This window comes from Carnimonas bestiolae (genome assembly GCF_051251145.1).
In the GTDB taxonomy this organism is placed as follows: domain Bacteria; phylum Pseudomonadota; class Gammaproteobacteria; order Pseudomonadales; family Halomonadaceae; genus Carnimonas; species Carnimonas bestiolae.
This window is the reverse complement of sequence record NZ_JBPCZK010000005.1, coordinates 59,291-82,869: the sequence shown is the minus strand read 5'-3', so window position 1 is coordinate 82,869 and position 23,579 is coordinate 59,291. Positions and strand designations below refer to the sequence as shown.

Here is a 23,579-nt window from a genome sequence, read left to right as displayed (position 1 = left end):
GAATAGCGACGCTAGACTGCGTAAGACCAATACGTTTTAGCGCACGCATAAGGTTAATTAGAACCAGAGGACAATTGGGTGTGACTCTATTAAGTTTTATTCTTAATAGCCGGAAGATTTGACGGGATTGTAACTACAAAAGCAATCTCACTTTTGGCACTATTTCATAAGATTTCAAACAAAGTTAAGAATTGTGTAAATCGATATTCTGAATAAAGATTAGTCCCAATTCAGTCGCCGCCAGTAACCGCACTGAGGTCACCGTGCAGTACTTATTGAACGATACTGAGAGGCTGGGGCTATAACAGAGTAGGAAGGCAGCATTGCACCACTCAGGGCGACGAAGCACGTGGCAGCGGGCAGCGGGCAGCGGGCAGCGGGCAGCGGGCAGCGGGCAGCGGGCAGCGGGCAGCGGGCAGCGGGCAGCGGGCAGCGGGCAGCGGGCAGCGGGCAGCGGGCAGCGCTAAGCTATCCATAAAATCAGAACGCACAAGCCCCTCCTTGGAGGGGCAAGCGAATGAGTGCGGAGCGTGCGCCTGAACTATTTCACAGGCGGCGTGTGTTATATCTCACTCTCGTGATCAGATGGCTTTACGACTCAGCAGCAGATAACAGCCCGCCGCCACTAGCGCTCCGGCAAAAATAGAGAAGTCGTTAAGATGCGGCACACCTGGCGTAAAGGAGAAGATCAACGACACCAGTGCCGAGGGCACCAGCGCAATAACGGCGCTGGGATTAATGCCATTGCGGTACCAATAGCGCCCCTTTGGCCCTATTTGATAGAGGGAGTCGATATCGATTTTGCCGCGCTTGATGCGATAGAAGTCGCTCAGAATAATGCCGTAAATCGGCCCAATCACGGCGGCCAGTATGCCTACCGTGTCCTGAATAAGCTCGGGGGATGAGAATAGCTTCCACGGCATCAGGAAGACCGACCCCACCGCCGCAATAAATCCGCCGGTCTTGAATGAAATCAACCGTGGCGCGACGTTGGAAAAATCGAAGGCGGGCGACACGAAATTGGCCACGATATTGATACCAATGGTGGTGGTCACAAAGGTGAGCGCGCCAATCAGCGCCACGTAAGTGTTATCGAGTCGCGAAACGGTTTCGATGGGGTCCGACACCATTTCTCCGAACACCGGCAAAGTCGCCGACACCATCAGCACCGAGGTCGCCGCAAATACGATGAAGTTGACCGGCAAGCCCCAAAAATTGCCGCGTTTGAGCGCTTCCTTACTGCGGCAATAGCGCCCGAAGTCACCGAAACTGAGCGCTGGCGCTGCGAAATAGCCCACCACCAGCGCGACAGCCACCAGCATTTGCCAGTACTGCTGCCCCATCGACAGCGACTTATCGGTTAGCGTGAAGCTAATCCGCGACGGCCCGGCCTGAACAAAAAGCCACGCTGCCAACGCGAACATGGCGACATACACCAGCGGGCCGCTCCAATCGATAAAGCGGCGAATGCCTTCCATGCCCTTCCAGAACACCATCGCCTGAAATGACCACAGCAGCAGAAAACTTAGCCAGCCCAGCGAAGACAGCCCCAGCCAACTGCTTTCGGTAAGCCCCTGCATGGAGGGAAATACGCGCAGTAGCACCACGGTTAACGCGCTCGAGGCAAGGAAGGTTTGAATACCGAACCACACCACCGCAATAGCGCCGCGAATCAGCGCAGGAATATTGGCCCCCAGCACGCCGAAGGACATCCGGCAGATCACCGGAAACGGCACCGCTGCCTGCTGCGACGGCACTGCCATCAGGTTGGCAAAGTACTGCACAATGAAAATGCCCACCACCAGCGCTACCAATACCTGCCATCCCGCCAGCCCTAACGAAAACAGACTCGCCGCAACCACGTAGCCGCCCACGCTGTGCACGTCCGACATCCAGAACGCAACAATGTTGTAGGCCCCCCAGCGCTGCTGGGCCGGGGCAAGGTCACGGTTATAAAGACGGCGACTATAGCCCGCCGGCACTTGGCTTGAGGCTGCCGCCATGCCCGCCTCTGCTACTTCACCGACCGGCGTTTGAAGGCGCGCGCGTTGGGCATCTTGCATGGATCCACTCCTTGTCGAAGACGGGCGCTTTCAAGCATACGTCCGTTAGTAGCAATACTCATACAATTGCCATGCCAAATGCCCCTCGTTTCGCGATAAATACACCGGATCAGCTACTCGTGCGCTTACATCGCCCAGCCCGCGCACCAAACAAGAATGGGGAGCACACGCCGCGTAGACACTGCTACCCCTGAACTGCCGCACACTCCAGAGACAGCTGCCATGCACTTAGCTCCACGGAGACGCTCGGCAACACACTAAATGCACCAAAAGTGAGCACGCTGATTACTGCTCCGGCATGTTTCGCACCACCACCTATGTATCCCTTCGTCCCTTCGTCCCAGCAACTCGGCAACCGGAGTCGCTTTACAGCTCGATGCGAATGACGCCTAATAAATTCGGCGTTTCACGCTGCAACGTTGGCATGTAACGATCAGCGTAGGGCACCGTTCCCTTGCACGGAGCAGGCGTTCCGCATTCATGCCAGAGATGCCTATTCCGCGAACACCGAACACACTGGATGTTATGCCTTTGCCGCCGGCAAGGGTTTGTTACAGGCTGATCAGAACCAATGAAACTCCACGTCATCAATCCCAACACCAGCACCGCCATGAGCGAGAAGATCGCTGATGCCGCCCGCGCTGCCAGTACCCGCGCCGATATCGTGATGCTGACCAACAGCGATGGTGCAGCGTCACTCGAAAGCCATTTCGAAGAAGCGCTCGCCGTGCCCGGCATGCTGTCATTGGTCGATCAAATTACCCGTGAAGGAGAAAGCAGCGGCATTGTGATTGCCTGCTTTGGTGACCCTGGCGTTGCGGCGGCCCGCGAGCTTGCCGGCGTGCCAGTGGTTGGCATTGCAGAAGCCGCCATGCGCACAGCCGCTGCGCTGGCCCGCCGGTTTTCGGTGGTAACTACCTTGGCCAGAACGCTGCCCATGGCTGAAGCTATTCTTGCTCACACCGGGCTGGAGCATAGCTGCGCACGCCTGCGCGCCTGCGAAGTGGAAGTTAGCCGCCTTGAGCACATGGAGCCGGCCGTTTACCAACAGCTATTCAACGAATGCCAGCGCGCGGTGATCGAGGATGATATCGATGCTCTGGTGTTGGGCTGCGCAGGCATGGCCGACCTGAATCAGCAGCTTTCGCATGACTTGGGCATTCCGGTCATCGATGGTGTGGCTGCCGCCATCCAGCAGCTTGAAGGGCTGGCAGCGCTCGGGCTAACACCCGCCAAGCGCGCAGATCGCGCCACCCCACCGGTGAAAGCGCTCAGCGGCCCTTACGCGCATCTCGCACGCCGTTAATGACGGCCAAGCCACAAACACTCTCTATTAGCATTTGTTAGAAGGACAACAACATGGCGTCGAGCACTACTCAGTATCCCCGTGACATGCGCGGCTACGCTGGTCATCCGCCGCACGCACAATGGCCCAACAATGCCAAAATCGCAGTGCAGTTTGTCGTTAATGTCGAGGAAGGCAGCGAAAACAACGTGCTTCACGGCGATGCCGGCAGCGAAACCTTTCTCTCCGACATTATTGGCGCTGAGTCCTATCAGGACCGCCACATGAGCATGGAATCGCTCTACGAGTACGGCAGCCGCGCAGGGTTCTTCCGCATTATTCGAGAATTTGAAAAGCGCCAACTGCCGCTGTCAGCCTTCACGGTAGCAATGGCCTTGGAACGCTGTCCTGAAATCGCCCAAGCGCTAATGGAACGCGGCGATGAAATCGTCAGCCACGGCTATCGCTGGCTGCATTATCAGCATGTGGCACCGCACGTCGAGCAGCAGCACATGGAGCACGCGCTGCGGATTTTCAAAGAGATGACCGGTTCGACACCGCTCGGCTGGTATACCGGCCGGGATAGCCCCAATACCCGGCGGCTGGTCGTGGAGAACGGCGGTTTTCTCTACGACAGCGACTACTACGGTGATGATCTGCCGCTGTGGACAGAAGTGGCGGTATCTGACGGCAGCAAGGTGCCGCATTTGGTGGTGCCCTACACCCTTGATGTCAATGACATGAAGTTTGCCAGCCCCGGCGGCTTCAACTGCGGCGACCAGTTCTTTAGCTATCTGCGCGACGCCTTTGACGTGCTGTACGCAGAAGGCGAAGAAGCTCCCAAAATGATGTCGATCGGCCTGCACCCGCGGCTGATTGGTCGTCCTGGGCGGTTTAGAGCGTTACAGCGTTTTCTTGATCATATTGAAGCCCACGACCGCGTGTGGGTATGCAAGCGCATTGATATTGCGCGTCACTGGATCGAGCACCACCCCTTCATTCCACGTTAACCGGCTGGGCCGCCTATGCGCGCTAGGCAAAACCGCTTATCGACCTAAATGCCAGCGGCGTTACCGTGCCGCGGTTTAGGACACCATGGCGCTGTCGCTCGGCGGAACGGGCCAGCGTGGCGCTACTGCCGAGCGTCACAGGCGCGCGGGGCAACTGATACTCAACAGCGCGCGCCGCCGTGGCGCTATCACTGTTCGCATAGTGACAGCAGCGCACGATCACTCCCGGGAGGGGCAATCAGCGATACTCCCCACGGCGCGTCATCCTGACTCAGCCATGGCATTGCCAGCGCTGGCGCTCCCCACAGCCCTGCCAAGGCGGTCATGCCCATAAGCTTCTCGCGGTAGTCGGCCAGCGCGGCTGGCGCCATATCGAGCAACGGCGCAGCGCCCGGAGTGCTGGGCAAACACAGCAGCGTCTCATCGTCACTGGTCAGTTCCATAAGCCACGTTACCAGTTCGCTAGCCCGCGCTTGAGCTTCCGCTTGCTGATGCTCGTCCAGCGCTGCACTCCACTCGAAACGCGCCTGAATATCCTCAGCAAAACGTGGCGATGTCTGGGTAATCCAATCGCCGTGCACGCCCCACAGCTGCCGCCCTTGCAAGACTCGGAAGGTGTCGCTGGCAATTGCCATGGTCGCAGCGCTCAGACCGATGGTGCTACAGGCGAGCCCCAACTGCTCGAGCTTACGAACCAAGGTGTGCTGCGGCACCTCTACGCCTTCAGGCAGCATTATGATCGCGCGCTTGAAGTTGCGCTTCGGCTTCGGCTGCCGCGGCAGCAACACCTGCGCCGCGCGTGACAGCACCTCGAAGGAAGAACACAGCAGTCCCGTCGTGTCGAAGCCAGGGGCCAGCTTTACCGCCCCCGTTAGCGAAATCGCTCCCCAACTGGGCCGCAACCCATAGAGTCCGCAATAGCTTGCAGGAACACGAATCGAGCCGCCGGTATCGGTGCCCAACCCAATATCCGCCTGCCCCAACGCCACCGCTACCGCCGAGCCAGAGCTCGAACCACCCGGCAAACGCTGCGGAGCACGTGGATTGACCGGCGTGCCGTAGTGCACGTTGGCACCGTTCAGGCTGTAGGCCAACTCATCGGTTTGCGTTTTGCCTACCACCGTCGCCCCCGCCGCCAGCAACGCTTCTACCGCTGAGGCGGTATCGGTGGGCAGCGAGTGAGTACGACGCCAGTCCGGGTTACCGCAGCCGGTCGCGATGCCAGCAATATCGAAAAGATCCTTGACCGCCACACGCAGCGAGTGAAGCGGTCCCTGTGTCGCTCCTTCGATATGCAGATCGGGGGCCGCCCATACCGCGCTATCCCACTGGCTCATGTCATTCTCCCGGCGCTTTAGTGGTGGTGTTCCAGCTCATCCAACGACGCATAGATATCGTTGATATCCGCAATTCGTGTGCGTCCCGCGCGCATTTGACGATGCAGCACGCCATTGGCAATCACGCTAACCACGCTCATCGCGGCAGCATAGGAATCGAAGGCCGATACGCTATCAACGGCGAGCTCAACGAAGCACGACGCCTGCGCGGCATAACCACGCGCAGTGCCATCGGCAAGCAGCAGTGTCGCCGCGGGTGATTGCTCAAGCTGAGTCATCAGCCGCGAGAACCATACCGGGCGTCGCCGAATCCCCACCACGATGACAACATCGTCGGCCCCCAGGCCTGACAGCTCCTCACCAAGCGCCTGCCCCGGCTGAGGAATGACGCTCACTTGCGGGCGACACTGAATCAGTTGCTGGCGCAGGTGCAGCGCCACCGCGTAGCTGTTGCGAAACCCCAGCACCTTGATATGACGAGCGTGCTCAAGCAGTTGTACCACCTCGTCAAACTTACCGTCGGCCAGCGAGTGAAGCGAACGCGTCAGGTTTTGCTGTTCGCGTGCGAGATGCGCGACAAATCCTTGCGGTGCATCCTGATCGGCCGCCGCATTGACCAACGGCACCCCTTGGCTGCGCAGCTCGCGGGCATGCGCTTTGACTTCGCGAGCGTTGGCAAACCCCAGACGTTTGAACAGCCGCGTCACGGTGGCTTTGGACACATTAGCAAGCCGCGCCAGCTCAGTGCCGTTGTAGACCGCCAGATCATCGAAGTGATCGAGAATGATGTCGGCAACCCGCTGCTCTTGCTGGGTCAGCTCGCTGTAGCAGCGATTGATGCGTTGTCCGATGTGGGGCATTGAAGAAATTCCTTGCTCACCGAAATGAAATCGCTGACGAAGCCCTGCCGCGACACGCCGCCAGCGACGGCATGCCCGCTAGACAGCCAATGGTACTTCCGCATACGTACGCTCAACGTAATATCACCGAATGCCTTCCGGCTGCGCGGCGTGCTGCTCAGCCAGCACTAGCACGGTATGCTCAAGCGCATCGATAGCAGCGCTTACGTCGTCTTCGGTTACCGCCTCGGCGGGGTGGTGGCTAATCCCCTTTTCGCAGCGCACGAACATCATGCCAACCTCGGTCAGCTTGCCAATCGCCATCGCATCGTGGCCGGCGCCGCTGAACAGAAAACGCGGCTGGGTGTCGCCGCCGCGCCGAATGCCTTCGGCAATCGCTTGCTGAAGCCCGGTACTGCACGCTTGAGTGGCGGCGCTGTGGGTTTCATCGATCGACAAGGTAACGCCCCGCTCCGCCGCAATCTGCTCAAGCCGCGTCACGATTTGGCTCCACACCTCGTCGCGCTGGGCGTCGCGTTCGCTGCGAATATCGATGCTAAAGATCGCTTCTCCGGGAATCACGTTGACGGCTCCGGGACGCACCGATAGCTGCCCGACGGTCGCCACGCACTGCCCTTGCTGCGCCAGCGCTTCTACCGCCAGCACCATTTGGCTGGCCGCGCAGAGTGCATCGTGACGCAGCTCATAAGGCGTGGTGCCCGCGTGCCCTGCTTGCCCGCTCACGCTCAGTTGGAAACGCCGCGCGCCCGCAATTGCCGTCACCACCCCCAGCGCCCGCTGTTCCGCTTCCAGCACTGGCCCTTGCTCGATATGCACTTCCAGATAGCCCAGCACGTCGCTGGCGTTACGCGCGGCGGTATGGATAGCGTCAGGGTTTAGGCCATACGTCGAAAAGGCCTGGCGAAGACTAACGCCATCGCTATCCTCGAGCGCCCACCACTGCGGCTCCCAGTGACCAACAAAGGCAAAGCTGCCGAACAGCGCAGTACCAAAGCGCGTCCCTTCTTCATCACCGAATCCGACCACTTCCAGGGCGAAGGGCAGCGGCTGCTGACGCTGCTTGAAACGCTCCGCCACGCACAATGCAATCATCACGCCCAGCACACCATCGTAACGACCGGCGTTGGGCACCGTGTCCAGGTGCGAGCCCAGCACCAGCGCTGGCAAGCGTGGCGTGGCACCTTCCAGACGCGCGCAGAAATTGCCCGCCGCATCCTCCCAGTGGCTAAGCCCCGCCTGCTGCGCCCAAGCGGCGACCTGTTGATTGCACGCATGATGCTGGTCGGACAGATAGACGCGCTCAATGCCGGTGGCCGAGCTGGAAAGCGTCGCCAACTGATCACACCGCTGCAGTACGGTTGCCGCATCCTGACTCATTGCCCCGCCTCCAAAAACTCCAGCGCGGCACCGCTACCGCTGCCTCCGGTCACCTTCACTCCAGCGCGGCGCAGCACCTGTTCTAGTGCGGCCAGCGTGGTGAGTACCGTATCGCGGCGCGCGTTGTAGCCCATGGTGCCAATCCGCCAAATCTTGCCGTGCAGTGGCCCGAAGGAAGTACCGATCTCGATCGCGTAGTCGTTAAGCAGCGCGGCTCTAACACCCTCGCCGTCAACGCCTTCGGGAATATAAACACCGATCACATTATTCATGCGGTGAGCGCTGTCGCCGAACACCTTCAGCCCCAACCCTTGCACGCCAGCCAGCATGGCACCGCCGAATCGCTGGTGACGCGCCACTGCATTGTCCATCCCTTCGCTCGCCAGAATACGCGCGCACTCGTGCGCAGCGTAGAGCATGCTGGTCGCTTCGGTGTGGTGATTGAGACGTTTGTCACTCCAGTAGTCCAGCACCATCGCCAGATCGAAGTAGTTGGAGCGAATGCGCTCTGCGGCGCCTAGCTCATCGCCGGCCCCTGCAAGCCCTGCTTCCACGCTAGAGCGACGGCGGACGGCCTCAACCGCACGCGGGGAAAGGGAAATGGGCGAGCTACCGGCGGGGCCCGCCAGACACTTCTGCAAGCCAGCGGTTGCAACGTCTACCTGCCACTTGTCCATGGCGAAGGTGTTGCCTGCCAACGATGCCGTCACGTCGGTATAGAACAGCACGCCATAGCGCTGACAGATGTCGCCGATATCTTCGAGCGGCTGACACATCGTAGTCGAAGTATCACCATGCACCATCGCCAGCAGCGCAGGCTGGCACTCCTTGATGGCCGCTTCGATCTGCTCTGCAGTAAAGACGCTGCCCCACTCGATCTCGCGCGTAATCACCGTGGCCTGACAGCGCTCGGCAATCTCTTTCAGCAAGTGGCCAAAGCGGCCAAAAATCGGTACCAGCACCTTATCGCCGGGACGAATCAGCGACACCAATGCCGCCTCGATACCGGCTCTGGAGGTGCCGTCAATCAGCAGCGTGGCGTCATTGCGGGTAGCGAATACATCGCGGTACAGCGCCATGGTGTCGTTCATGTAGCCGGTCATGACGGGATCATATTGACCGATCAGCGGTGCGGACATGGCACGCAGTACGCGAGGGTCAGCATTGATGGGACCGGGCCCCATCAGCAGGCGGTGCGGCGGGTTAACGGCGGTGGAAGTCACTGGACGTTGGCTCCAAAGCTGGGCGAATGGCGGACACTTTTATGATTGGTTTTGTTTCAATATATACACCCAAGAAACATTTGTTTCAAACCGCCCGTTCTTACGATGTCGTTTAGCCTGTTCCAGCGGCACCATTCACCGACGCTGAGTGATCAGGCAGGGACGGCGGTGGCAGCAATACAAACCGCGCGAAGCCCTTCGTTAATGTCAGCATTGCCATCTTGCGACGGCTTACGCCTTGAATTTACTTCTGCCCAACCAGAAATACATCTGATAAGGCATTGAATGAAAGGAACATAATATGGCTACCCAATACAGCACCCAGGCGTGGCACTGGCAGCATGGCTCTACGCCTGCGAACCTAACGCTGCAACAGCTCGAGATACCGGCGCTGGAGGCCGATCAGGTGCTGGTGGAAAACGCCTACATCGGGCTGAATCCAGTGGATTGGAAAGTGCTGGAAACGCCCGAAGCACTGGGCGCTACCACAGACATGGTGCCGGGGCTGGATGGCGCAGGCACGATTGTGGCGGTCGGTGACCACGTGGACAGCAGTTTGGTTGGTCGTCGCGTGGCCTACCACACCAGCCTTGGCAGCAAAATCGGCAGTTTCTCCCAGCTAACCCCCGTGGATGCTCGCGCCACCATTGCCGTGCCCGATGAACTTGGACTGGATGTCGCGGCAGGTTTGCCCTGCACGGCGCTCACCGCATGGAACGCGCTGGATAAGCTGCCCAAGCGCGAAGGTGCCAAACTACTGATTGCCGGTGCCGGCGGCGGCGTTGGTCGCTATCTGGTACAGATAGCCGCTGCCAACGGTTATAACGTCACCACCCTGAGCCATCCGCGCCACTGGCAGCGACTCAAGCAGCACGGGGCTTCCACTACCCTGGAATCACTGCGTGAAGGCGAACAGTGGCAAGGAGATCGCGACTACTACGCCGCCGTCGATGCAGTTTCTCCAGAAAACGCCCGTGCGCTCACTGATGCGCTCGGTGCCAATGGGCATATTGTGACCATTCTCGGACGCCTGCCCGACTGGCCCAGCGCCCCCTTCGGGCGCTGCATTTCCATGCACGAAGTCGCACTGGGCGCGCTGCATGTTCATGGCAGCGACGCTGACTGGCAGCGCCTAAGCGCGGCCGGCCAGCAGCTGCTCAACGACATCAGCGCGCAGCGCATCGAGCCAGAGCCGCTGGTAATCGATGAGTTCGCCAACCTGCCGGTTCATCTTGAGGCGCTGAAAAACCGCGACTTCAGCGGCAAGGCACTGATTAAGGTGTAGTCCGAGTTCTGGACGCAAACTGCGCTGGCACATTAACGGATTAACAGCGCTAAGTGTTCTCTATCACCGCCATGACGCATTACGCCGCCATGGCGGTGATTTTTATGGCGTAGCGCCCGAGCCCAGTCTCATTCTGACGACTCACACGCGCTCCGCTCCCGAGCGGTTTGGCAGCGCGCGTCTTTCGCCGGACCGAACAATGGACAGGTGCAGCCACAGCAGCGCTAGCAGAGTAATCACGAATACCAGCATGAAGCAGCTTTGCCAGATCCCCATCAGCGAATTGAGCAAGCCGAACACAATGGGCAGGAAGAAACCGCCCAGACCGCCTACCATACCGACAATGCCGCCTACGGTGCCGACGCTTTCCGGGTAGTGTGCAGGGATATATTTGAAGACAGCGGCCATTCCCATCGACATGAAACAAGCCAGCACAAACAGCAGCACCAGCATCGGTATCAGCCCCATCGTCAGAGAGAAATCGATCGGGCCATCGACGCCCTGGATGCGGTAGCTGATCGGTGGGTAGCTCAACAGGAAGGCGCATACCAAACTGACGGACAGCGTCAGATACATCATCACGCGTGCGCCATAACGGTCGGAAAACCAGCCACCGATACCACGCCCTAAAGAGCCTGGAAGGGTGAATAACAGGGTAAGCAGTGAGGCGTTGGTCAATGACAGGCCGTAAATATTCATTAGCACCTGCGGCAGCCACAACGTGAGCGCGACAAAAGCCCCAAAGTTAACGAAGTAGAAAAACGAGAAGCGCCAGACGCGCAGGTCACGCAAAGGCGCCAAGCGTTCAGCGATAGTGGCCGAGACACCTTGATTACTGGGTGGATCGCGATCGATAGCGATAAATAGAATGCCCATCACGAGCAGACCTAACGCATAGATTTCTATCGTGCCGCGCCATCCAATCGCGTCTTGCAGCAGCGGACCCGCCAAATTATTCACTGCTGTACCGATCATCCCCATACCAAAGATGCCCAGCGCGGTGCCCTGCTCCTTCTTGTCGAACCATGACGACACGTGAGCAACGCCAACGGCGAAAGAGCCTCCGGCCAAGCCCAGCCCCAAGGCGATTAGCAGTAGCACGATATAGCTGGTGGTAAACAGCAGCAGATACACGAATACCGCACTGACCATTAGCGTAATGCTCATTATCAAGCGACCGCCAAAGCGCTCGGTAAGCATGCCGAGAAACGGACGGCTTACCGAGCCTGCCAGCACCGGGATAGCGATGAGAAAAGAGAGCTGAGAGGGGGTAAGTCCTAATTCCAGCTTCAGACTAACTCCCACGATCGATAGCAGCGTCCAAGCCGCAAAACATAGCGCAAAGGCCAGTGTAGAGAGCCATAGCGCTATAAAAGCCCGCGGGGGGTGATTGCCTTTGGCCATATCTTCCTCTTTTGTTATTGGATTTCACGATCAATGACATGCTGGCGTTGGTAACGCGATTATTTACCTACTAAATGTAGGGGTATTGGGCATCAGTTCGGCACAACAACGCTAACCTCGAGCATTCCGATTAGAAATCAGCGCGTTATAGACGGATGTTGGTTGCGTCGGGGCAATGTCGAAGCGAAGCTCGCCTTCGGACAGCGATAGTCAGCTCGCTCAGGTTAGCGTCAGGGCAACACCTCACCTATCAGCGCTAAACCAGGCACCTCAGCAGGACAACGTAACCGCGATATTTTGGCGCTTGCCGAACAGGGGCTGTGGGACCACGTTATTAGAGTTGTTAGTCCGCGCCCATTGTTGATAACGAGCCAAGGGCGAGTGATCCGAACGATCAACGCCGCCCTGGCCAAGAGACGACCATGCCGATAGCCGTTAAGAAGCATCGACATATCCCGAACTCTTAATTACATCTGAATATATCAAATTTCATGCTGCCGAACCGCCTGTTCGGCGGCATCTGCAGCAAAGATGAACGTATTTGCTAGATTCGCTTTTTTAATTCAACGGCTTATAGCTAATTCTCTCACAAATCACGCTGCTCTTTACCGCCATATCACCATTGAAACTTTCCTAAGCTCCTCTCTTTTATTTCATCTCTTCAGATAAATTCAAGCCTCAACCATTCATCCGTTAGGCCATTCCCTTGCTGCGAGCCCGAAGTAGCCCGCTAGACTAGCGCTTCTTCGGGCCCGAAGAATTCGTACTGAGCCTGATCTTCAGGCACCCCAAGCGCTTTCAGCGCGTTTTTGATAAACGCCATAAAGGGCGCTGGACCAAGGAAATAGACATCGACATCGCGGTCGGCGGGAAGCCATGCGCTTAGCTGCTCCTCAGTGGGGCGGCCGATTGCATCGGGCTGCGGTAGCTCGCTGGGCTGGCTGTGTTCGTACACCACGTGCAACTGGAAGTTGGCGTAGCGATCACGCCACTCCTCAAGCGTACGACGGAAGGCATCAGCGCTGGCGTTACGGGCGTAGTGGATGAACACGATATCGCGCTGACCGCGCTGTAGTTCGGCTTCTGCCATGCTCAGAGTAGGCGTGATACCAACGCCGCCACTGATGAATACCAAGGGGCGCTGAGCGTCATTGAGTACGAACTCGCCTGCCGGCGGGAACAGATCAAGCGTGTCGCCTTCACCGATGTGATCGTGAAGGAAATTGGACACCGCGCCCTGCCCTTCTCGCTTGATGCTCACGCGCAGGTTAGTGCCGTTGGGCGCCGATGAAATCGAATAGTTACGGCGGGACTCCTTGCCATCGATCACTACTCGCAGGCCGATAAACTGCCCTGGCTGGAAATCGATGATCGGCTTACCGTCCACCGGCTCGAGATAGAACGAAGTAATTTCGTCGCTTTCAGGCACCTTGCGCACTACTCGGAAGGCGCGATCACCCCGCCAGCCACCGGGCGCAGCCGCAAGCGCATCATACTGCTGCGCTTCAAGCCCGATAAGGATATCCGCCAACTGCTGATAGGCGGCTCCCCACGCCTCGATAACCTCATCGGTAGCTATCTCTTCTCCCAGCACGTCACGAATTGCCTGCAGCAAGCAGCTGCCAACAATAGGATAATGTTCTGGAAGCACCTGTAGCGCCACGTGCTTGCTTACGATGGTGCTCACCAAATGGGCATCCAGTTGCTCAAGATGATCGATATTTTTAGCGTACTGCAGCACTGCATTAGCCAAAGCGCGCGGCTGACGACCAGTGGCCTGGTTGGTTTGATTGAACAGCGGACGTACCTCGGGGTACCCCTCGAGCATGATGTGGTAAAAATGCGTGGCAAGCGTTTCGCCGCCGCTTTCGAGCAGCGGCACGGTGGACGCGATGATATTGCGCTGTTGCTGAGTCAACATGTTGGGTCTCCAATGAATAGAATCACGTTAGACAGAGCATGTTGCGTGCCAACTTTAAAAACTATATAAATCAATGAATTAAAAACACGACTATGTCAAAACGACATGTCAAAAAGACTCTTTTCGATATGACTTCAGTCAATAGGACCCAACACCAGCAATTGCTGCGCCAGCTCACGCCGCTACTTACCGACCTGAGCAGGGAGATGCCATTGCGCACGCGTTATCAGCGCTTGCTCGACGTGCTCAAGCAGGTGATTCCCTGTGAAGCAGCGGCGCTGCTGAAACTGGATGGCGAGACCTTGCAACCAATCGCAATAGATGGACTTGGCAAGGACACGCTGGGGCGGCGATTCGAGATCGCGCATCATCCAAGGCTTGCGCGCATCATCCGCGCCGAGGGCGCCTATTTGTTTCCGCCGGACTGCCCTCTGCCTGATCCTTACGACGGGCTCATCGACATGCAGCAAGGGCTAGTACACGACTGCATGGGCTGTGCCATCTACATCGATGACACGCTGTGGGGCGCGCTAACGATGGATTCACTCGAGGTCGGCAGTTTTTCAGCGTCGGATTTACCGGTGCTGGAAGCCTTCGCCTCGCTGGCGGCGGCCTCTATTTCGACAGCGCTGCATTTCGATGCTATTCGTCATCGTGCCAACGATCAGCAGCGCCGTGCCGAGGCCTATCGGCTGCAAGCCCACGATGCTGCGGGGCCTGTGCTCGATGGGCAAAGCAACGCCTTCCGCACGCTGCAAAAAAACATCGACCTGGTGGCCTCCAGCGACATGCCGGTGCTCATTACCGGCGAGTCCGGAGTTGGCAAGGAACTGGTCGCACGCGCGCTGCACGAGCGCTCACTGCGTGCCGATCAGCCGTTGGTCAGCCTCAACTGTGCCGCGTTGTCAGAGAACCTGATTGAGAGCGAACTGTTTGGTCATGTGCGCGGCGCTTTCTCGGGCGCCACTCAGGATCGCCCCGGCAAATTCCAGATGGCGAATAACGGTACGCTGCTGCTGGATGAAATTGGCGAGCTACCGTTAAGCGCTCAGGCCAAACTGCTGCGCGTGTTGCAGGAGGGCGAGCTACAGCGGGTGGGCTCGGACCGCGATCATCGTGTCGATGTGCGTATTTTGGCCGCTACCAACCGGAGTCTCGACGACGAGGTGAAAGCGGGACGCTTCCGCATGGATCTTTATCACCGCTTGAGCGTCTTCCCGCTGCATGTCCCGTCGCTGCGGGAACGCTGCGACGACATCTTGCCCTTGGCCGGCACCTTTGCGGAGGAGAACCGCACCCGTATGGCGCTACGAGCGCTGCGGTTTTCACCCGCCGCCCAACAGGCGCTGATCGACTACCCATGGCCTGGCAACGTGCGCGAACTTGAGCACAGCATTGCGCGTGCCGCCCTGATGGCAAGAAGCCATGCCGACAACAGCGGCGTGGTGACCATTACCGAGCGTGATCTCGGGCTACTGACTTCCCCCGCTACGCCAGATACTTCGCCATCACCGCAGAGCGAACCCCAGCAGACGCGCGGGCTACGTGATGCCGTCGACGACTTCCAGCGCCATCAGATTAGTCTTGCCATCGCACATGCCAACGGTAATATCTCCGCGGCAGCGCGGGCGTTGGCTGTGGATCGCGCTAATCTGGTACGTCTGGCAGGGCGTCTGGGCATTGCGCTGCCGGGCAAGAAGCGAGCGCCGGACAAATAATCGATGGCGGTCGCTGAAGTGCCTTCCGTCGCTTTAGCATTAACGTCCTCCGCTATCAGTGCCCCGCCTCTCTCGCTATTCACCGCTCGGACATTGCGATGTGTTCGCAATGACTATCGAGTAGGAAAGCGCTACCTCTCGTCCATAGCTGGCTCGCTGATAGCAACACCTTGGTTCGACCCCGACCACCTTCCCGATAGCGGCATTTCGCCCAGCCCGCAACGCGCCCATGCGCGTTATCAGCACGTCCTGACGTTCTTGCCACGCCTTCGCACACGCATGCCGCCGCATTCTACGCGGCCTCCCGTGGGCCTTGCTGTTTTATCTCGCTTCCACACTCCTATCGCGTTGAGCGCAGCGCCGTGTCAGCCGACCCTGTAGTTCAACACCGAGTGCAGATTCCAGCGCGACATTCGTCGTTTACCCGAATGCATTGGCCCCTTCAACAGACAATGAATGCCTGGCCGCACTTAGCAACCAGAAAAGCCATTAACCACACCGCGGCAGCTATTGCCGAAGGATAACGAACACGTGCTTTGGAGCTTAAACAAAAGTTAGCAAGGCAGACGCCGATAGACAGTGAAGGCAACACTACCAGGTTGCCGACGCCGCCTGAGGAGCTCGTAACTCGCGCGCCATGCCTCAAGCCTTGGAGACAACCATGACAGAACCGTCCACTACCGCAGCCACAGGGGCTGCATCAGTTAGCGCTCTTATCATCAGCCTGTTACCGGGCATCGATACCAATGCGATGGTCGGTGCCTTCTGCGGCGCTACGCTCTTCGTGGTGTCAGCGAAGAACCTGCCGCTGTTCGAACGTCTGACCTATCTGCTGATCTCGTTTCTGATTGGCTATATGGGCGGACCGGCGCTTTTGAAAAGCGTGCTAGGCAACACCGCCGTGTCGGCTTTCGTTGCTTCTGCCGTCACTATCACTATCGGCCTGCGGGTGATTGAACTTGCCAAAACCATCGATCTTGGACGTTGGTTTGGAGGGGGAAAATGACCGGCTTATTGCACAGCGTGGGCGATGTCGCCGCCTTTGTAGTGATCGCGCGCTTACAAACCTTTCGTCGCACCTATCACTACTACAGGCGCGGCGTATCGATCATCGCGTGGCTGCTGGTTGCTCTGTGCACCGGAACACTGGCCTATCGCGGCACACCCTGCCTGATTTCATGGCCAATAGCGGGAGTGCTTACCGCACTGGCCATCGCGTTACTTCGCACCGGAGGCAATCTCGCCCCGCTGCTGCCTCACAGGAGACACTCATGATGACCCCGTCACTACAAACAAAATCGCTGCTCATCAGCGCGGGCCACAGCGACACCGATCCGGGCGCGATCGCCAACGGCTATCACGAGGCCGATATCGTGCTGGAGTTTCGCGATTTGCTCGCCGACTACCTGAGCAGCCGCGTGGTTGCCGCTACCGACGGCGAGAAAGGCCAAAATCTGCCGTTAACGCAGGCGATTGCGCTGGCACAGCAGCACGACGTCGCGCTGGAGTTTCATTGCAATGCCGCCACAGCAACTGCTACCGGCTGCGAAACGCTGTCGCGGCCTCAGGACTTTGCGCTTGGCAGCCGGCTCTGCACCACCATCGCCTCGACGTTAGGTATCGCTAATCGTGGTGCCAAAGGCTCAGGCGCAGGGCAACACTCGCGCCTGGGCTTCGTCGACGATGGCCACGGCATCATTGTTGAGCTGTTCTTTATTACCAACGCGCAGGACCTCGCGGCTTATTTCGCTCATAAGGAAGCCTTGGTTACCGCATTGGGCGACCTGCTGATCGATGTCGTTACCGCGCCAGAGTACTGCGCGTCATGACTACCAAGATCATCAGTGCCGCCGCGCTGGCGATTGCCTTTATTGCCGGCTGGAAAACCTCCAGCTGGCATCACGACAGTCAGCGTCTGGTGGCTGAACGTGCGGCCCAGCAGGTCGCCGACAAAGCGCTTTTACGCGAATCGCATATTGCCGACATCGTGGAGCAGCGGCTCGCCAACCTGCATGCCAATGAGCGCGTTATTGATAGAGGAGTTATCCGTGAGATACAGAAGCCTGTTTATCAGCGTCTGTGCCTTGAGCCCGATGCTATCCGCTTGCTCAACCACGCCGCCCAGTACACCGGTACCGATCCAGCAAAATCTGCTGCACCACTGCCCTGAACAACTACCGTTGCTCACCGACGGTAGCGGTGCCGACATCATTCAGACCATGCATCGCTGGGCCGCGGAGTACCACCGCTGTGCGACACGACATAATGGGTTGGTAGATGCGTTGCAGTGATCACGGCAAGCGCGTGAACAGCCTGCTGGTTATTTTTGTTAGTAGCGTTAGGACCGGCGAACGCAAGGCGCTTCTTCAGGATGCCGTGAATCACTTGATGCTTTACCGCACCTTCCTGACTGCTTTGCCCACGCCTGGCGGTGTGGTGTGATCAGATCAGCATGCTTTGGAAGGCTGGCTGGCTGGCAGGCGGCGACCAGCGGCAGCCCGGTGCGCACCATCTTTCTGCCCGCACGCTAGTATTGTCGAAGCTGCCTGGTAATCACCCCTTTTACCTCACCAGATCGAGCCCAACACCCCTCGCTACCGCTCAGCGATAGCAGACGCACGCGATTGTTGAGACGAAACGCCCGCATCAGGTGATATTCGTCGTCTTGCTCGACAATCACCAAATCATCGTGGAGCACCGATCCGCGCTCTTCGGCAATCAGTACATCGCCTTCAATGATAGGGCCATCGCAGCCAGCATCTTCCCTGACCTCTACGGCAAAAGCGTTGGGCGAAAAATGGTCGGGCGACAGTCCCGCCAGCGCAGGATGATCGATGCCTAGCAGCATAGGGCCGAGATAACGAACGCGCATGATGTGTCGAGCTCCTTACGAAATTTCGCCCAGTCTCAACATCACCCGCCCCAATACCGCAAATTCATGCATCTGATCGGGGGCGATCATTTCACGCTCATACACCTTGTTGTCGCTGATCAACAGCACGGCACCGCCAGCAACACGCTGCAATCGCTTGATGCGCAGCTCACCGCTCACCCAAATCAGGAACACGCCCGCCTGCGCCACGTTGACGTCGTCGAGGTTGATGACCACCCAATCGCCATCAGCCAGCGTGGGAATCATCGAATCGCCACGCACTCGCACGCCAACCAAACGTACGCCGTGAATGCCTAACTGCTGGGTGGTGTCGGCGTCGAGCGTGAAATGCCCCACCACCTCTTCACTTTCGAGCGTACGCCCAGCACCGGCAGCGCCTTCGACGTCGTAGAGCGGGATCTTTGCCAAATGGCTATACGCACGTGACGGTTCCGCCTCAGCGCCATACGACGACGGCTGGCGACCCTCGACACTGAAACCGTCGAAAGGGGCGCTTTCGCCAAAAAGCACCCAGTGCGTGTCGATGCCAGCCTCACGAGCGGCCAGCAGATAGTGGGCATCGGGAGAGCGTACATCTTTTTCGTAATTGATCTGCGTGGTTTTTCCAACCCCGCAGGCGCTGGCGAGAGCGGTCTGGCTCAACCCCAGACGCTCACGCTCCTGTTTAAGACGCAAGCCTAAGGACATTTTTGTGAACCATTTTATTGACAGGTTCACGTACGTGAACCATTATGAATGGGCAAACGCTGCTAATGACAACGAGGATACCTCATCTGATATACCGCTGTCGCGTGTAGCACCTCAGATATTTCGGCAGCTGCGCAGACTGCGCGCGAATCGAAAGGGGCTCGACAGATTTCATAACGTGAACCCTTGATGGTGCCGAAATGAGGTCTGTCGCTAGAAGTAACATGCGCACGACAGCGGTATCAGGGCTCCTATCGCCCCATTAACAGCGCAAAACCTTAACGATCAACATCATGCACCCCAAGGAGGGCAGCAAATGAGCACCTTGAAAAACCGACTGCGTATGACCTGTCCCTACTGCGGCAAGTTTCTTGGCATGCGCACCAGCGAACGGATGAGCCCAGTATATATTCGCGGCATCGCCGAGTGCTCCAACTGCACATTTCGCGGTCACGTTTCCATCGAAATCGAAGACATTGCTTACCCGAGCAACCATCCCGGGTGGCAGAAGCTGGATATTCCGCTAACGCCTTCGCCGCATTTACAGGCTCAAATCAATAAAGGCTTCCAGATGCCCGCGGAAAACCACGCCGCAACGCACTGATGGCAGTCTGTAGGCCGCTAAAAACAAAGGCACGCCCGATGGGGCGTGCCTTTCGCGCTTCTAACATGTCTGCCTTCTCGAAAGGTGGCACCGATAGAAGCACATGTTTCAAGCTGGGGTGAGGAATGGATGCGGTGCTCCAGCGCCGTACCGGTGCGAAGATTATGGAGAGCCATTGAGACCCAATAGCCTGCTGCAAACCTGGACCACAGATGCTTTAGCGTTCTTCGAAACGTGGCTCGGGCAACATGGGGGTATCGCTCCTACTTACCATTTTTAACCAGCCTTCCCACTGCTCGTGCACCCGCAGTTCCATCAACGCCAGCATTCGAGAACGATAGGCGGTACCGCGGATCGTGCCGCCGCTCCAATGCTGGTAGGAAGCGTTACTCGCCTTATCGATCAGGGCATCCCACGCCTTGTTTTCGGCGTCAAAAGCCTGCTGCGTTTCTTTAACGCTATCAGCGTTATCCCCTAAATCCGCGATCCTCTTCTGAATAGCGCTAATGTACTTGTCTTGCACTGCTTTGACCTGATCTATTTTGGTGCCAAAGCAGCCTTCCACCTCGGGAGTCGTTGTCTGACGATTACCGGGACATGACAGATGAAACGTCACTATCTGTTCGGAAGTGCTGTGCGGCACCGCCTCTTTGCTGTCGGATTTCACCGGAGAAGACGCAGCTGCATTTGGCGTAACCACCCCGATACTCAGCGCAAGCCCTGCCACCGTAAGTAACGCCCTGCCTGACACCATTCGCATGAGTCCGCTCCACTCCACACTGTTAATGGAAACTCGCAATATTCGTATTCAGTATCGCCACAACGCGGCCGAGTGACGCTCTTCTAAACCCAACAGATCGCCAATGGCCCACTGGCAATCGACTCAGCGACGCTGGGCAGGCGGGCGCCCTTCCAGCATCAGTCGCGCGTCGTTATCAGCCAGCGAAATGCCGTAAAAACGCTGATAAAAGTCGGTGACGGCGGCCACCATCTGCTCTGTATCGACACTGCCTTGCTGAACAATCTGCTTCGCCCACTTGATTTGCAGCAGCAGCTCCGGTCCGTAGCGGTCCCAAGGAAAAATTCCGGCGGGATTGCGATAGACCTTGCCCGCCTGCACCGCGTTGAGCCGCTGCCACAGCGGATTCTGCTGCAACGCCCGCAGGTCACCGGCGGTGCCGCCAACGATGATGATATCGGGCTGCCATGCTAGCAACTGCTCGATGGCGACCGGCTGCTTGTTGCCACTAACGGCGCTAGCAGCATTAATGCCTCCGGCCGCCCGAATCCATTCGTTGATAATGGTGTGGCTGCCATCCACCCGCAGCGGCGCCGTCGATTCGATGTGCACCACTTTCGGTGAGGCCGCCGCCGCATGCGGCTTGCTCAGCTCTTCTTCGAGCGCCTGCTGATAGGCCTGATTACGCGAGCGCGCCAGCGGGGTATCGATCACTTCGGTGGTATTGTTCAGGCTCTCGCGCATACCGCGAAAGCTGTCGAACCCCTCTTCCTTCACCGTCAGGCCCAATCTGCGCAGCGGTGCCGCAATCTGGCTGCTTTTCGGCACAAACGTGATATCCGGCTTAAGCGCTAGCACGGCCTCACCATTCAGGCGCGGGGAAGGAAACTGCTGCGCCTTTTCAAGCTGAGGTAGCAGCGTGAACATCCACGGCAGCATCGACGGTTTGGCTACCGTGCCGACAATCGCGTCTTGCGCGCCCAGCATGATCAGCGTGGCATTGTGTGCGTACCACCCTTCCACAATGCGCGAAGGGGCGGCGCTGACCGAGCCAAACGGTAGACAAGCGACCAGCAGAGCCGCCAATGTTGAGTGGAGCGTTCGTTTCATGGTGGCCACTTGGTTGTAGGTAGGTGGTGCCAGCTGCCTGCCCTTCGACGTACAGCACATAAACAGTGGTGCTGTGGCAGCGGCCTTTTTATTGCGCGTTAGCGGGATAGAAAAATCGCCGTCCGTGCTGATCGACCTGCCGCAGCGGCAGTCCGTACAGCTGCGACATCCGCTCCACGTTGATCACCTGCGCAGGCTCGCCATCGGCGGCCAGCGTGCCGCTATCCAACATGATAACGCGCGATGCGTAGGCAAACAGCTCCTCGGGAGCGTGCGAATTCATCACGATGGTATGGCCTTCCTTGGCCAATTCAGTCAGCAAAAGCAGCAGGCTCGCTTGGCTGCCGGGGTCCAGCCCCGCCATCGGTTCGTCCAGCAGAATAGCGCGTGCACGTTGCGCCAATGCGCGAGCGATCGTCACACGCTGGCGCTCGCCGCCCGACAGCGCCACCACCGAACGTTCCGCCAGCGCGGCGATGCCCATGCGCTCCATCGCCTCATCGACACAGGCATCATCGTCGCTGTTCAAGCGTGCTAGCACGCCGCGATGCGGCACCCGCCCCATGGCAACCATTTGCCGAACACTGTAGCCAAAACTATCGAGACGTTGCTGGGGCACATACGCCAGCCAACGCGCTATTGCACGTGGCGAGTACTCAGCCATCGGCGTGCCCGCCAAACGCGCCTCTCCCGAGGAAGGCGGCGTGATGCCTGCTAAAATTCTCAGCAGCGAGCTTTTACCAGCTCCATTCTTACCCAGAATGCCGACAAATTCCCCTTCCTCAATAGTCAAAGAGATATCGCTCAAGATGGCGCTATGGCGGCGGTAATGAAAGCCGACCTGCGCTATCTCAAGCAGCGGCGCGGCGCTGTTGACCATATTGTGCATTTAGCCTTTGCCTCCATTCAGCGTGCGGCCCACTCGATACAGCACCAGAATAAAGGCCAGCGCACCGGTCAGTTCGGTAATCACGCCCAGCGGAATTTCGCTAATCGAGAGTGAACGCGCCAGTGTGTCCGACAACACCATGCACAGAGCGCCCGCCACCGCGCATACCGGCATCATACGCCGATGCGATGCCCCTACCAGAAGTCGGGCGACATGGGGAATCAGCAGGCCCACCCAGCCAATAATGCCCGCCATCGAAATGGTCATCGCCGAGGCCAACGTGGCAATACCAATCAACAGCAATCGCTGACGCTTTACCGCAATGCCAAGGCTTTGTGCTTCTTCGTCGGGAAGGGAGAGAATATCGAGCAGCGGTGCCAGCCGTAGCATGATCGCAAGCAGCACCAGCATCGGCACGCTGATCCACGTCAGCATCGACCAGTTGGCCTGCGCCAGTGAACCGAGCAGCCAGTCGACAATGGCCGGTAGCTGATCCAGCGGGTCCGCCAAATATTTCAGCAGCGACAGCGACGCCGTGAACACCGCGTTGGCAATCAGTCCGCCCATCAGCAGGCTAAGCAACCCTTGCGCCTTGAACACCCGCGCAATACTCATGCCCGCCGCTACCGCAATCAAGCCGCCCGTAAAGGCCCCCGCCTGCACCAGCAGCGGATTAAGCCCGGCGATAATCATCACCGCTGCACCGCAGGCCGCGCCGCTTAGCACGCCGAGCAGGTCCGGCGACACCAGCGGGTTACGGAACACTGCCTGATAAGAAGCTCCCGCACAGGAAAGCGCTGCGCCAATCAGGATAGCCGCCACAATGCGCGGCAAGCGCGATTGCAGCACCACTGCAGAAACAACCGGATCAGACTCGCTGGATGCGCCAAACGGCGCGATCAACAGCTGCATAAGCTGCTGCCCATCGACGCTATAGCGGCCGACGCACAGCGCCACCGCGCTCATCACGAACAGTGCCAGCAGCAGCGCAACAACTACCATGCAATAGCGACGCATTATCCTAAAGCCACGCTCATGGGGTAAATCCTTACCGAAAATGATGCGACAAGTGTGCCGTATATTCGGCGGGGCAGCCATGGGCAACGGGGATGCCTATTTGCGGGACTGAACAGTCGGGGTATCGATCTTTGCCACCATTGAGCGGCAGATGAAA

25 protein-coding genes are annotated in these 23,579 nt (G+C 58.3%); 11 read left to right on the top strand and 14 right to left on the bottom strand.

The genetic code is table 11. The features are described from left to right. Positions 1 to 332 precede the first annotated feature (332 nt). Together R84865_RS07810 and R84865_RS07805 are read right to left on the bottom strand one after the other, a co-directional pair. Positions 333 to 491 carry a hypothetical protein gene (locus tag R84865_RS07810; RefSeq protein ID WP_435639334.1) on the bottom strand — a complete coding sequence of 53 codons (159 nt, stop codon included), beginning with the start codon at positions 489 to 491 and terminating at the stop codon, positions 333 to 335. A gap of 90 nt (positions 492 to 581) precedes the next feature. After that, positions 582 to 2,063 (bottom strand): NCS1 family nucleobase:cation symporter-1, encoded by a 1,482-nt coding sequence (locus R84865_RS07805; RefSeq protein ID WP_435639333.1) that lies wholly within the window; start codon positions 2,061 to 2,063, stop codon positions 582 to 584. A 571-nt stretch (positions 2,064 to 2,634) separates the two neighbouring features. On the opposite strand from R84865_RS07805, the gene R84865_RS07800 reads away from it, so the two are divergent. Together R84865_RS07800 and puuE are read left to right on the top strand one after the other, a co-directional pair. Then, positions 2,635 to 3,369 carry an aspartate/glutamate racemase family protein gene (locus tag R84865_RS07800; RefSeq protein ID WP_435639332.1) on the top strand — a complete coding sequence of 245 codons (735 nt, stop codon included), beginning with the start codon at positions 2,635 to 2,637 and terminating at the stop codon, positions 3,367 to 3,369. A gap of 53 nt (positions 3,370 to 3,422) precedes the next feature. After that, on the top strand, positions 3,423 to 4,358 hold the full coding sequence (gene puuE / locus R84865_RS07795; RefSeq protein WP_435639331.1) for an allantoinase PuuE: 936 nt from the start codon (positions 3,423 to 3,425) through the stop codon (positions 4,356 to 4,358). Between the two features lie 188 nt (positions 4,359 to 4,546). Here puuE and R84865_RS07790 read toward each other — a convergent pair whose 3' ends face one another. The 4 genes from R84865_RS07790 to R84865_RS07775 all read right to left on the bottom strand — a co-directional run bounded on the left by R84865_RS07790 (position 4,547) and on the right by R84865_RS07775 (position 9,155). Further along, entirely contained in the window at positions 4,547 to 5,695 is a 1,149-nt protein-coding gene (locus tag R84865_RS07790) for an amidase (RefSeq protein ID WP_435639330.1), read from the bottom strand. Between the two features lie 17 nt (positions 5,696 to 5,712). Beyond that, positions 5,713 to 6,555 carry a MurR/RpiR family transcriptional regulator gene (locus R84865_RS07785; protein WP_435639329.1) on the bottom strand — a complete coding sequence of 281 codons (843 nt, stop codon included), beginning with the start codon at positions 6,553 to 6,555 and terminating at the stop codon, positions 5,713 to 5,715. 123 nt (positions 6,556 to 6,678) lie between these two features. Next, on the bottom strand, positions 6,679 to 7,932 hold the full coding sequence (locus R84865_RS07780) for an allantoate amidohydrolase (RefSeq protein WP_435639328.1): 1,254 nt from the start codon (positions 7,930 to 7,932) through the stop codon (positions 6,679 to 6,681). Next, positions 7,929 to 9,155: a pyridoxal-phosphate-dependent aminotransferase family protein gene (locus R84865_RS07775; protein ID WP_435639327.1), complete on the bottom strand. Its 1,227-nt coding sequence runs from the start codon at positions 9,153 to 9,155 to the stop codon at positions 7,929 to 7,931. The genes R84865_RS07780 and R84865_RS07775 overlap by 4 nt, the downstream gene beginning before the upstream one ends. Before the next feature lie 301 nt (positions 9,156 to 9,456). On the opposite strand from R84865_RS07775, the gene R84865_RS07770 reads away from it, so the two are divergent. Further along, on the top strand, positions 9,457 to 10,440 hold the full coding sequence (locus R84865_RS07770) for an alcohol dehydrogenase catalytic domain-containing protein (protein WP_435639326.1): 984 nt from the start codon (positions 9,457 to 9,459) through the stop codon (positions 10,438 to 10,440). A gap of 141 nt (positions 10,441 to 10,581) precedes the next feature. On the opposite strand, the gene R84865_RS07765 is transcribed toward R84865_RS07770, so the two are convergent. Beyond that, on the bottom strand, positions 10,582 to 11,844 hold the full coding sequence (locus R84865_RS07765) for an MFS transporter (RefSeq protein WP_435639325.1): 1,263 nt from the start codon (positions 11,842 to 11,844) through the stop codon (positions 10,582 to 10,584). A gap of 730 nt (positions 11,845 to 12,574) precedes the next feature. After that, on the bottom strand, positions 12,575 to 13,765 hold the full coding sequence (gene hmpA / locus R84865_RS07760) for an NO-inducible flavohemoprotein (RefSeq protein WP_435639324.1): 1,191 nt from the start codon (positions 13,763 to 13,765) through the stop codon (positions 12,575 to 12,577). 128 nt (positions 13,766 to 13,893) lie between these two features. Here hmpA and norR point away from each other — a divergent pair, with 128 nt between their 5' ends. From norR to R84865_RS07730, 7 genes are all read left to right on the top strand, one after another. Then, positions 13,894 to 15,483 carry a nitric oxide reductase transcriptional regulator NorR gene (norR, locus tag R84865_RS07755; RefSeq protein ID WP_435639323.1) on the top strand — a complete coding sequence of 530 codons (1,590 nt, stop codon included), beginning with the start codon at positions 13,894 to 13,896 and terminating at the stop codon, positions 15,481 to 15,483. Between the two features lie 661 nt (positions 15,484 to 16,144). After that, positions 16,145 to 16,489 (top strand): putative holin, encoded by a 345-nt coding sequence (locus R84865_RS07750; RefSeq protein ID WP_435639322.1) that lies wholly within the window; start codon positions 16,145 to 16,147, stop codon positions 16,487 to 16,489. Further along, positions 16,486 to 16,758, top strand: a complete 273-nt coding sequence (locus R84865_RS07745; protein WP_435639321.1) for a phage holin family protein — start codon at positions 16,486 to 16,488, stop codon at positions 16,756 to 16,758. The genes R84865_RS07750 and R84865_RS07745 overlap by 4 nt, the downstream gene beginning before the upstream one ends. Continuing rightward, positions 16,755 to 17,312, top strand: a complete 558-nt coding sequence (locus R84865_RS07740; RefSeq protein WP_435639320.1) for an N-acetylmuramoyl-L-alanine amidase — start codon at positions 16,755 to 16,757, stop codon at positions 17,310 to 17,312. Before R84865_RS07745 ends, R84865_RS07740 begins: the two co-directional genes overlap by 4 nt. After that, positions 17,309 to 17,653, top strand: a complete 345-nt coding sequence (locus tag R84865_RS07735) for a hypothetical protein (protein WP_435637199.1) — start codon at positions 17,309 to 17,311, stop codon at positions 17,651 to 17,653. Before R84865_RS07740 ends, R84865_RS07735 begins: the two co-directional genes overlap by 4 nt. After that, positions 17,577 to 17,774, top strand: coding sequence for an Rz1-like lysis system protein LysC (gene lysC, locus R84865_RS13295; protein WP_494337608.1), 198 nt, complete (start codon positions 17,577 to 17,579; stop codon positions 17,772 to 17,774). Before R84865_RS07735 ends, lysC begins: the two co-directional genes overlap by 77 nt. After that, positions 17,761 to 17,925 carry a hypothetical protein gene (locus tag R84865_RS07730; protein ID WP_435639319.1) on the top strand — a complete coding sequence of 55 codons (165 nt, stop codon included), beginning with the start codon at positions 17,761 to 17,763 and terminating at the stop codon, positions 17,923 to 17,925. Before lysC ends, R84865_RS07730 begins: the two co-directional genes overlap by 14 nt. A gap of 85 nt (positions 17,926 to 18,010) precedes the next feature. Here R84865_RS07730 and R84865_RS07725 read toward each other — a convergent pair whose 3' ends face one another. Continuing rightward, positions 18,011 to 18,355, bottom strand: coding sequence for a LexA family transcriptional regulator (locus tag R84865_RS07725; protein ID WP_435637201.1), 345 nt, complete (start codon positions 18,353 to 18,355; stop codon positions 18,011 to 18,013). Positions 18,356 to 18,370: 15 nt separating this feature from the next. Next, positions 18,371 to 19,063, bottom strand: coding sequence for an XRE family transcriptional regulator (locus tag R84865_RS07720; protein ID WP_435639318.1), 693 nt, complete (start codon positions 19,061 to 19,063; stop codon positions 18,371 to 18,373). Positions 19,064 to 19,379: 316 nt separating this feature from the next. Between R84865_RS07720 and R84865_RS07715 the strand changes: the two genes are divergently transcribed. Next, positions 19,380 to 19,667: a hypothetical protein gene (locus tag R84865_RS07715; RefSeq protein WP_435632513.1), complete on the top strand. Its 288-nt coding sequence runs from the start codon at positions 19,380 to 19,382 to the stop codon at positions 19,665 to 19,667. A 217-nt stretch (positions 19,668 to 19,884) separates the two neighbouring features. On the opposite strand, the gene R84865_RS07710 is transcribed toward R84865_RS07715, so the two are convergent. From R84865_RS07710 to R84865_RS07695, 4 genes are all read right to left on the bottom strand, one after another. Then, positions 19,885 to 20,427, bottom strand: coding sequence for a lysozyme inhibitor LprI family protein (locus R84865_RS07710; RefSeq protein WP_435639317.1), 543 nt, complete (start codon positions 20,425 to 20,427; stop codon positions 19,885 to 19,887). Positions 20,428 to 20,550: 123 nt separating this feature from the next. Beyond that, positions 20,551 to 21,516 (bottom strand): ABC transporter substrate-binding protein, encoded by a 966-nt coding sequence (locus tag R84865_RS07705; protein WP_435639316.1) that lies wholly within the window; start codon positions 21,514 to 21,516, stop codon positions 20,551 to 20,553. Between the two features lie 88 nt (positions 21,517 to 21,604). Then, positions 21,605 to 22,405, bottom strand: a complete 801-nt coding sequence (locus R84865_RS07700; RefSeq protein WP_435639315.1) for an ABC transporter ATP-binding protein — start codon at positions 22,403 to 22,405, stop codon at positions 21,605 to 21,607. Beyond that, a complete protein-coding gene (locus R84865_RS07695) occupies positions 22,406 to 23,407 on the bottom strand; it encodes a FecCD family ABC transporter permease (protein ID WP_435639314.1) in 1,002 nt (333 codons plus the stop codon). It abuts the gene before it with no gap. Positions 23,408 to 23,579 lie beyond the last annotated feature (172 nt).

Coding starts and splice junctions, on each gene's coding strand:
- norR (WP_435639323.1), top strand. CDS start 13,894: ATGACTTCAGTCAATAGGACCCAACACCAGCAATTGCTGCGCCAGCTC.
- R84865_RS07800 (WP_435639332.1), top strand. CDS start 2,635: ATGAAACTCCACGTCATCAATCCCAACACCAGCACCGCCATGAGCGAG.
- R84865_RS07710 (WP_435639317.1), bottom strand. CDS start 20,427: ATGCGAATGGTGTCAGGCAGGGCGTTACTTACGGTGGCAGGGCTTGCG.
- puuE (WP_435639331.1), top strand. CDS start 3,423: ATGGCGTCGAGCACTACTCAGTATCCCCGTGACATGCGCGGCTACGCT.
- R84865_RS07780 (WP_435639328.1), bottom strand. CDS start 7,932: ATGAGTCAGGATGCGGCAACCGTACTGCAGCGGTGTGATCAGTTGGCG.
- R84865_RS07770 (WP_435639326.1), top strand. CDS start 9,457: ATGGCTACCCAATACAGCACCCAGGCGTGGCACTGGCAGCATGGCTCT.
- R84865_RS07805 (WP_435639333.1), bottom strand. CDS start 2,063: ATGCAAGATGCCCAACGCGCGCGCCTTCAAACGCCGGTCGGTGAAGTA.
- R84865_RS07715 (WP_435632513.1), top strand. CDS start 19,380: ATGAGCACCTTGAAAAACCGACTGCGTATGACCTGTCCCTACTGCGGC.
- R84865_RS07750 (WP_435639322.1), top strand. CDS start 16,145: ATGACAGAACCGTCCACTACCGCAGCCACAGGGGCTGCATCAGTTAGC.
- R84865_RS07730 (WP_435639319.1), top strand. CDS start 17,761: ATGCGTTGCAGTGATCACGGCAAGCGCGTGAACAGCCTGCTGGTTATT.
- R84865_RS07740 (WP_435639320.1), top strand. CDS start 16,755: ATGATGACCCCGTCACTACAAACAAAATCGCTGCTCATCAGCGCGGGC.
- R84865_RS07700 (WP_435639315.1), bottom strand. CDS start 22,405: ATGCACAATATGGTCAACAGCGCCGCGCCGCTGCTTGAGATAGCGCAG.
- R84865_RS07785 (WP_435639329.1), bottom strand. CDS start 6,555: ATGCCCCACATCGGACAACGCATCAATCGCTGCTACAGCGAGCTGACC.
- R84865_RS07695 (WP_435639314.1), bottom strand. CDS start 23,407: ATGGTAGTTGTTGCGCTGCTGCTGGCACTGTTCGTGATGAGCGCGGTG.
- R84865_RS07705 (WP_435639316.1), bottom strand. CDS start 21,516: ATGAAACGAACGCTCCACTCAACATTGGCGGCTCTGCTGGTCGCTTGT.
- hmpA (WP_435639324.1), bottom strand. CDS start 13,765: ATGTTGACTCAGCAACAGCGCAATATCATCGCGTCCACCGTGCCGCTG.
- R84865_RS07720 (WP_435639318.1), bottom strand. CDS start 19,063: ATGTCCTTAGGCTTGCGTCTTAAACAGGAGCGTGAGCGTCTGGGGTTG.
- R84865_RS07790 (WP_435639330.1), bottom strand. CDS start 5,695: ATGAGCCAGTGGGATAGCGCGGTATGGGCGGCCCCCGATCTGCATATC.
- lysC (WP_494337608.1), top strand. CDS start 17,577: ATGCTATCCGCTTGCTCAACCACGCCGCCCAGTACACCGGTACCGATC.
- R84865_RS07745 (WP_435639321.1), top strand. CDS start 16,486: ATGACCGGCTTATTGCACAGCGTGGGCGATGTCGCCGCCTTTGTAGTG.
- R84865_RS07725 (WP_435637201.1), bottom strand. CDS start 18,355: ATGCGCGTTCGTTATCTCGGCCCTATGCTGCTAGGCATCGATCATCCT.
- R84865_RS07735 (WP_435637199.1), top strand. CDS start 17,309: ATGACTACCAAGATCATCAGTGCCGCCGCGCTGGCGATTGCCTTTATT.
- R84865_RS07765 (WP_435639325.1), bottom strand. CDS start 11,844: ATGGCCAAAGGCAATCACCCCCCGCGGGCTTTTATAGCGCTATGGCTC.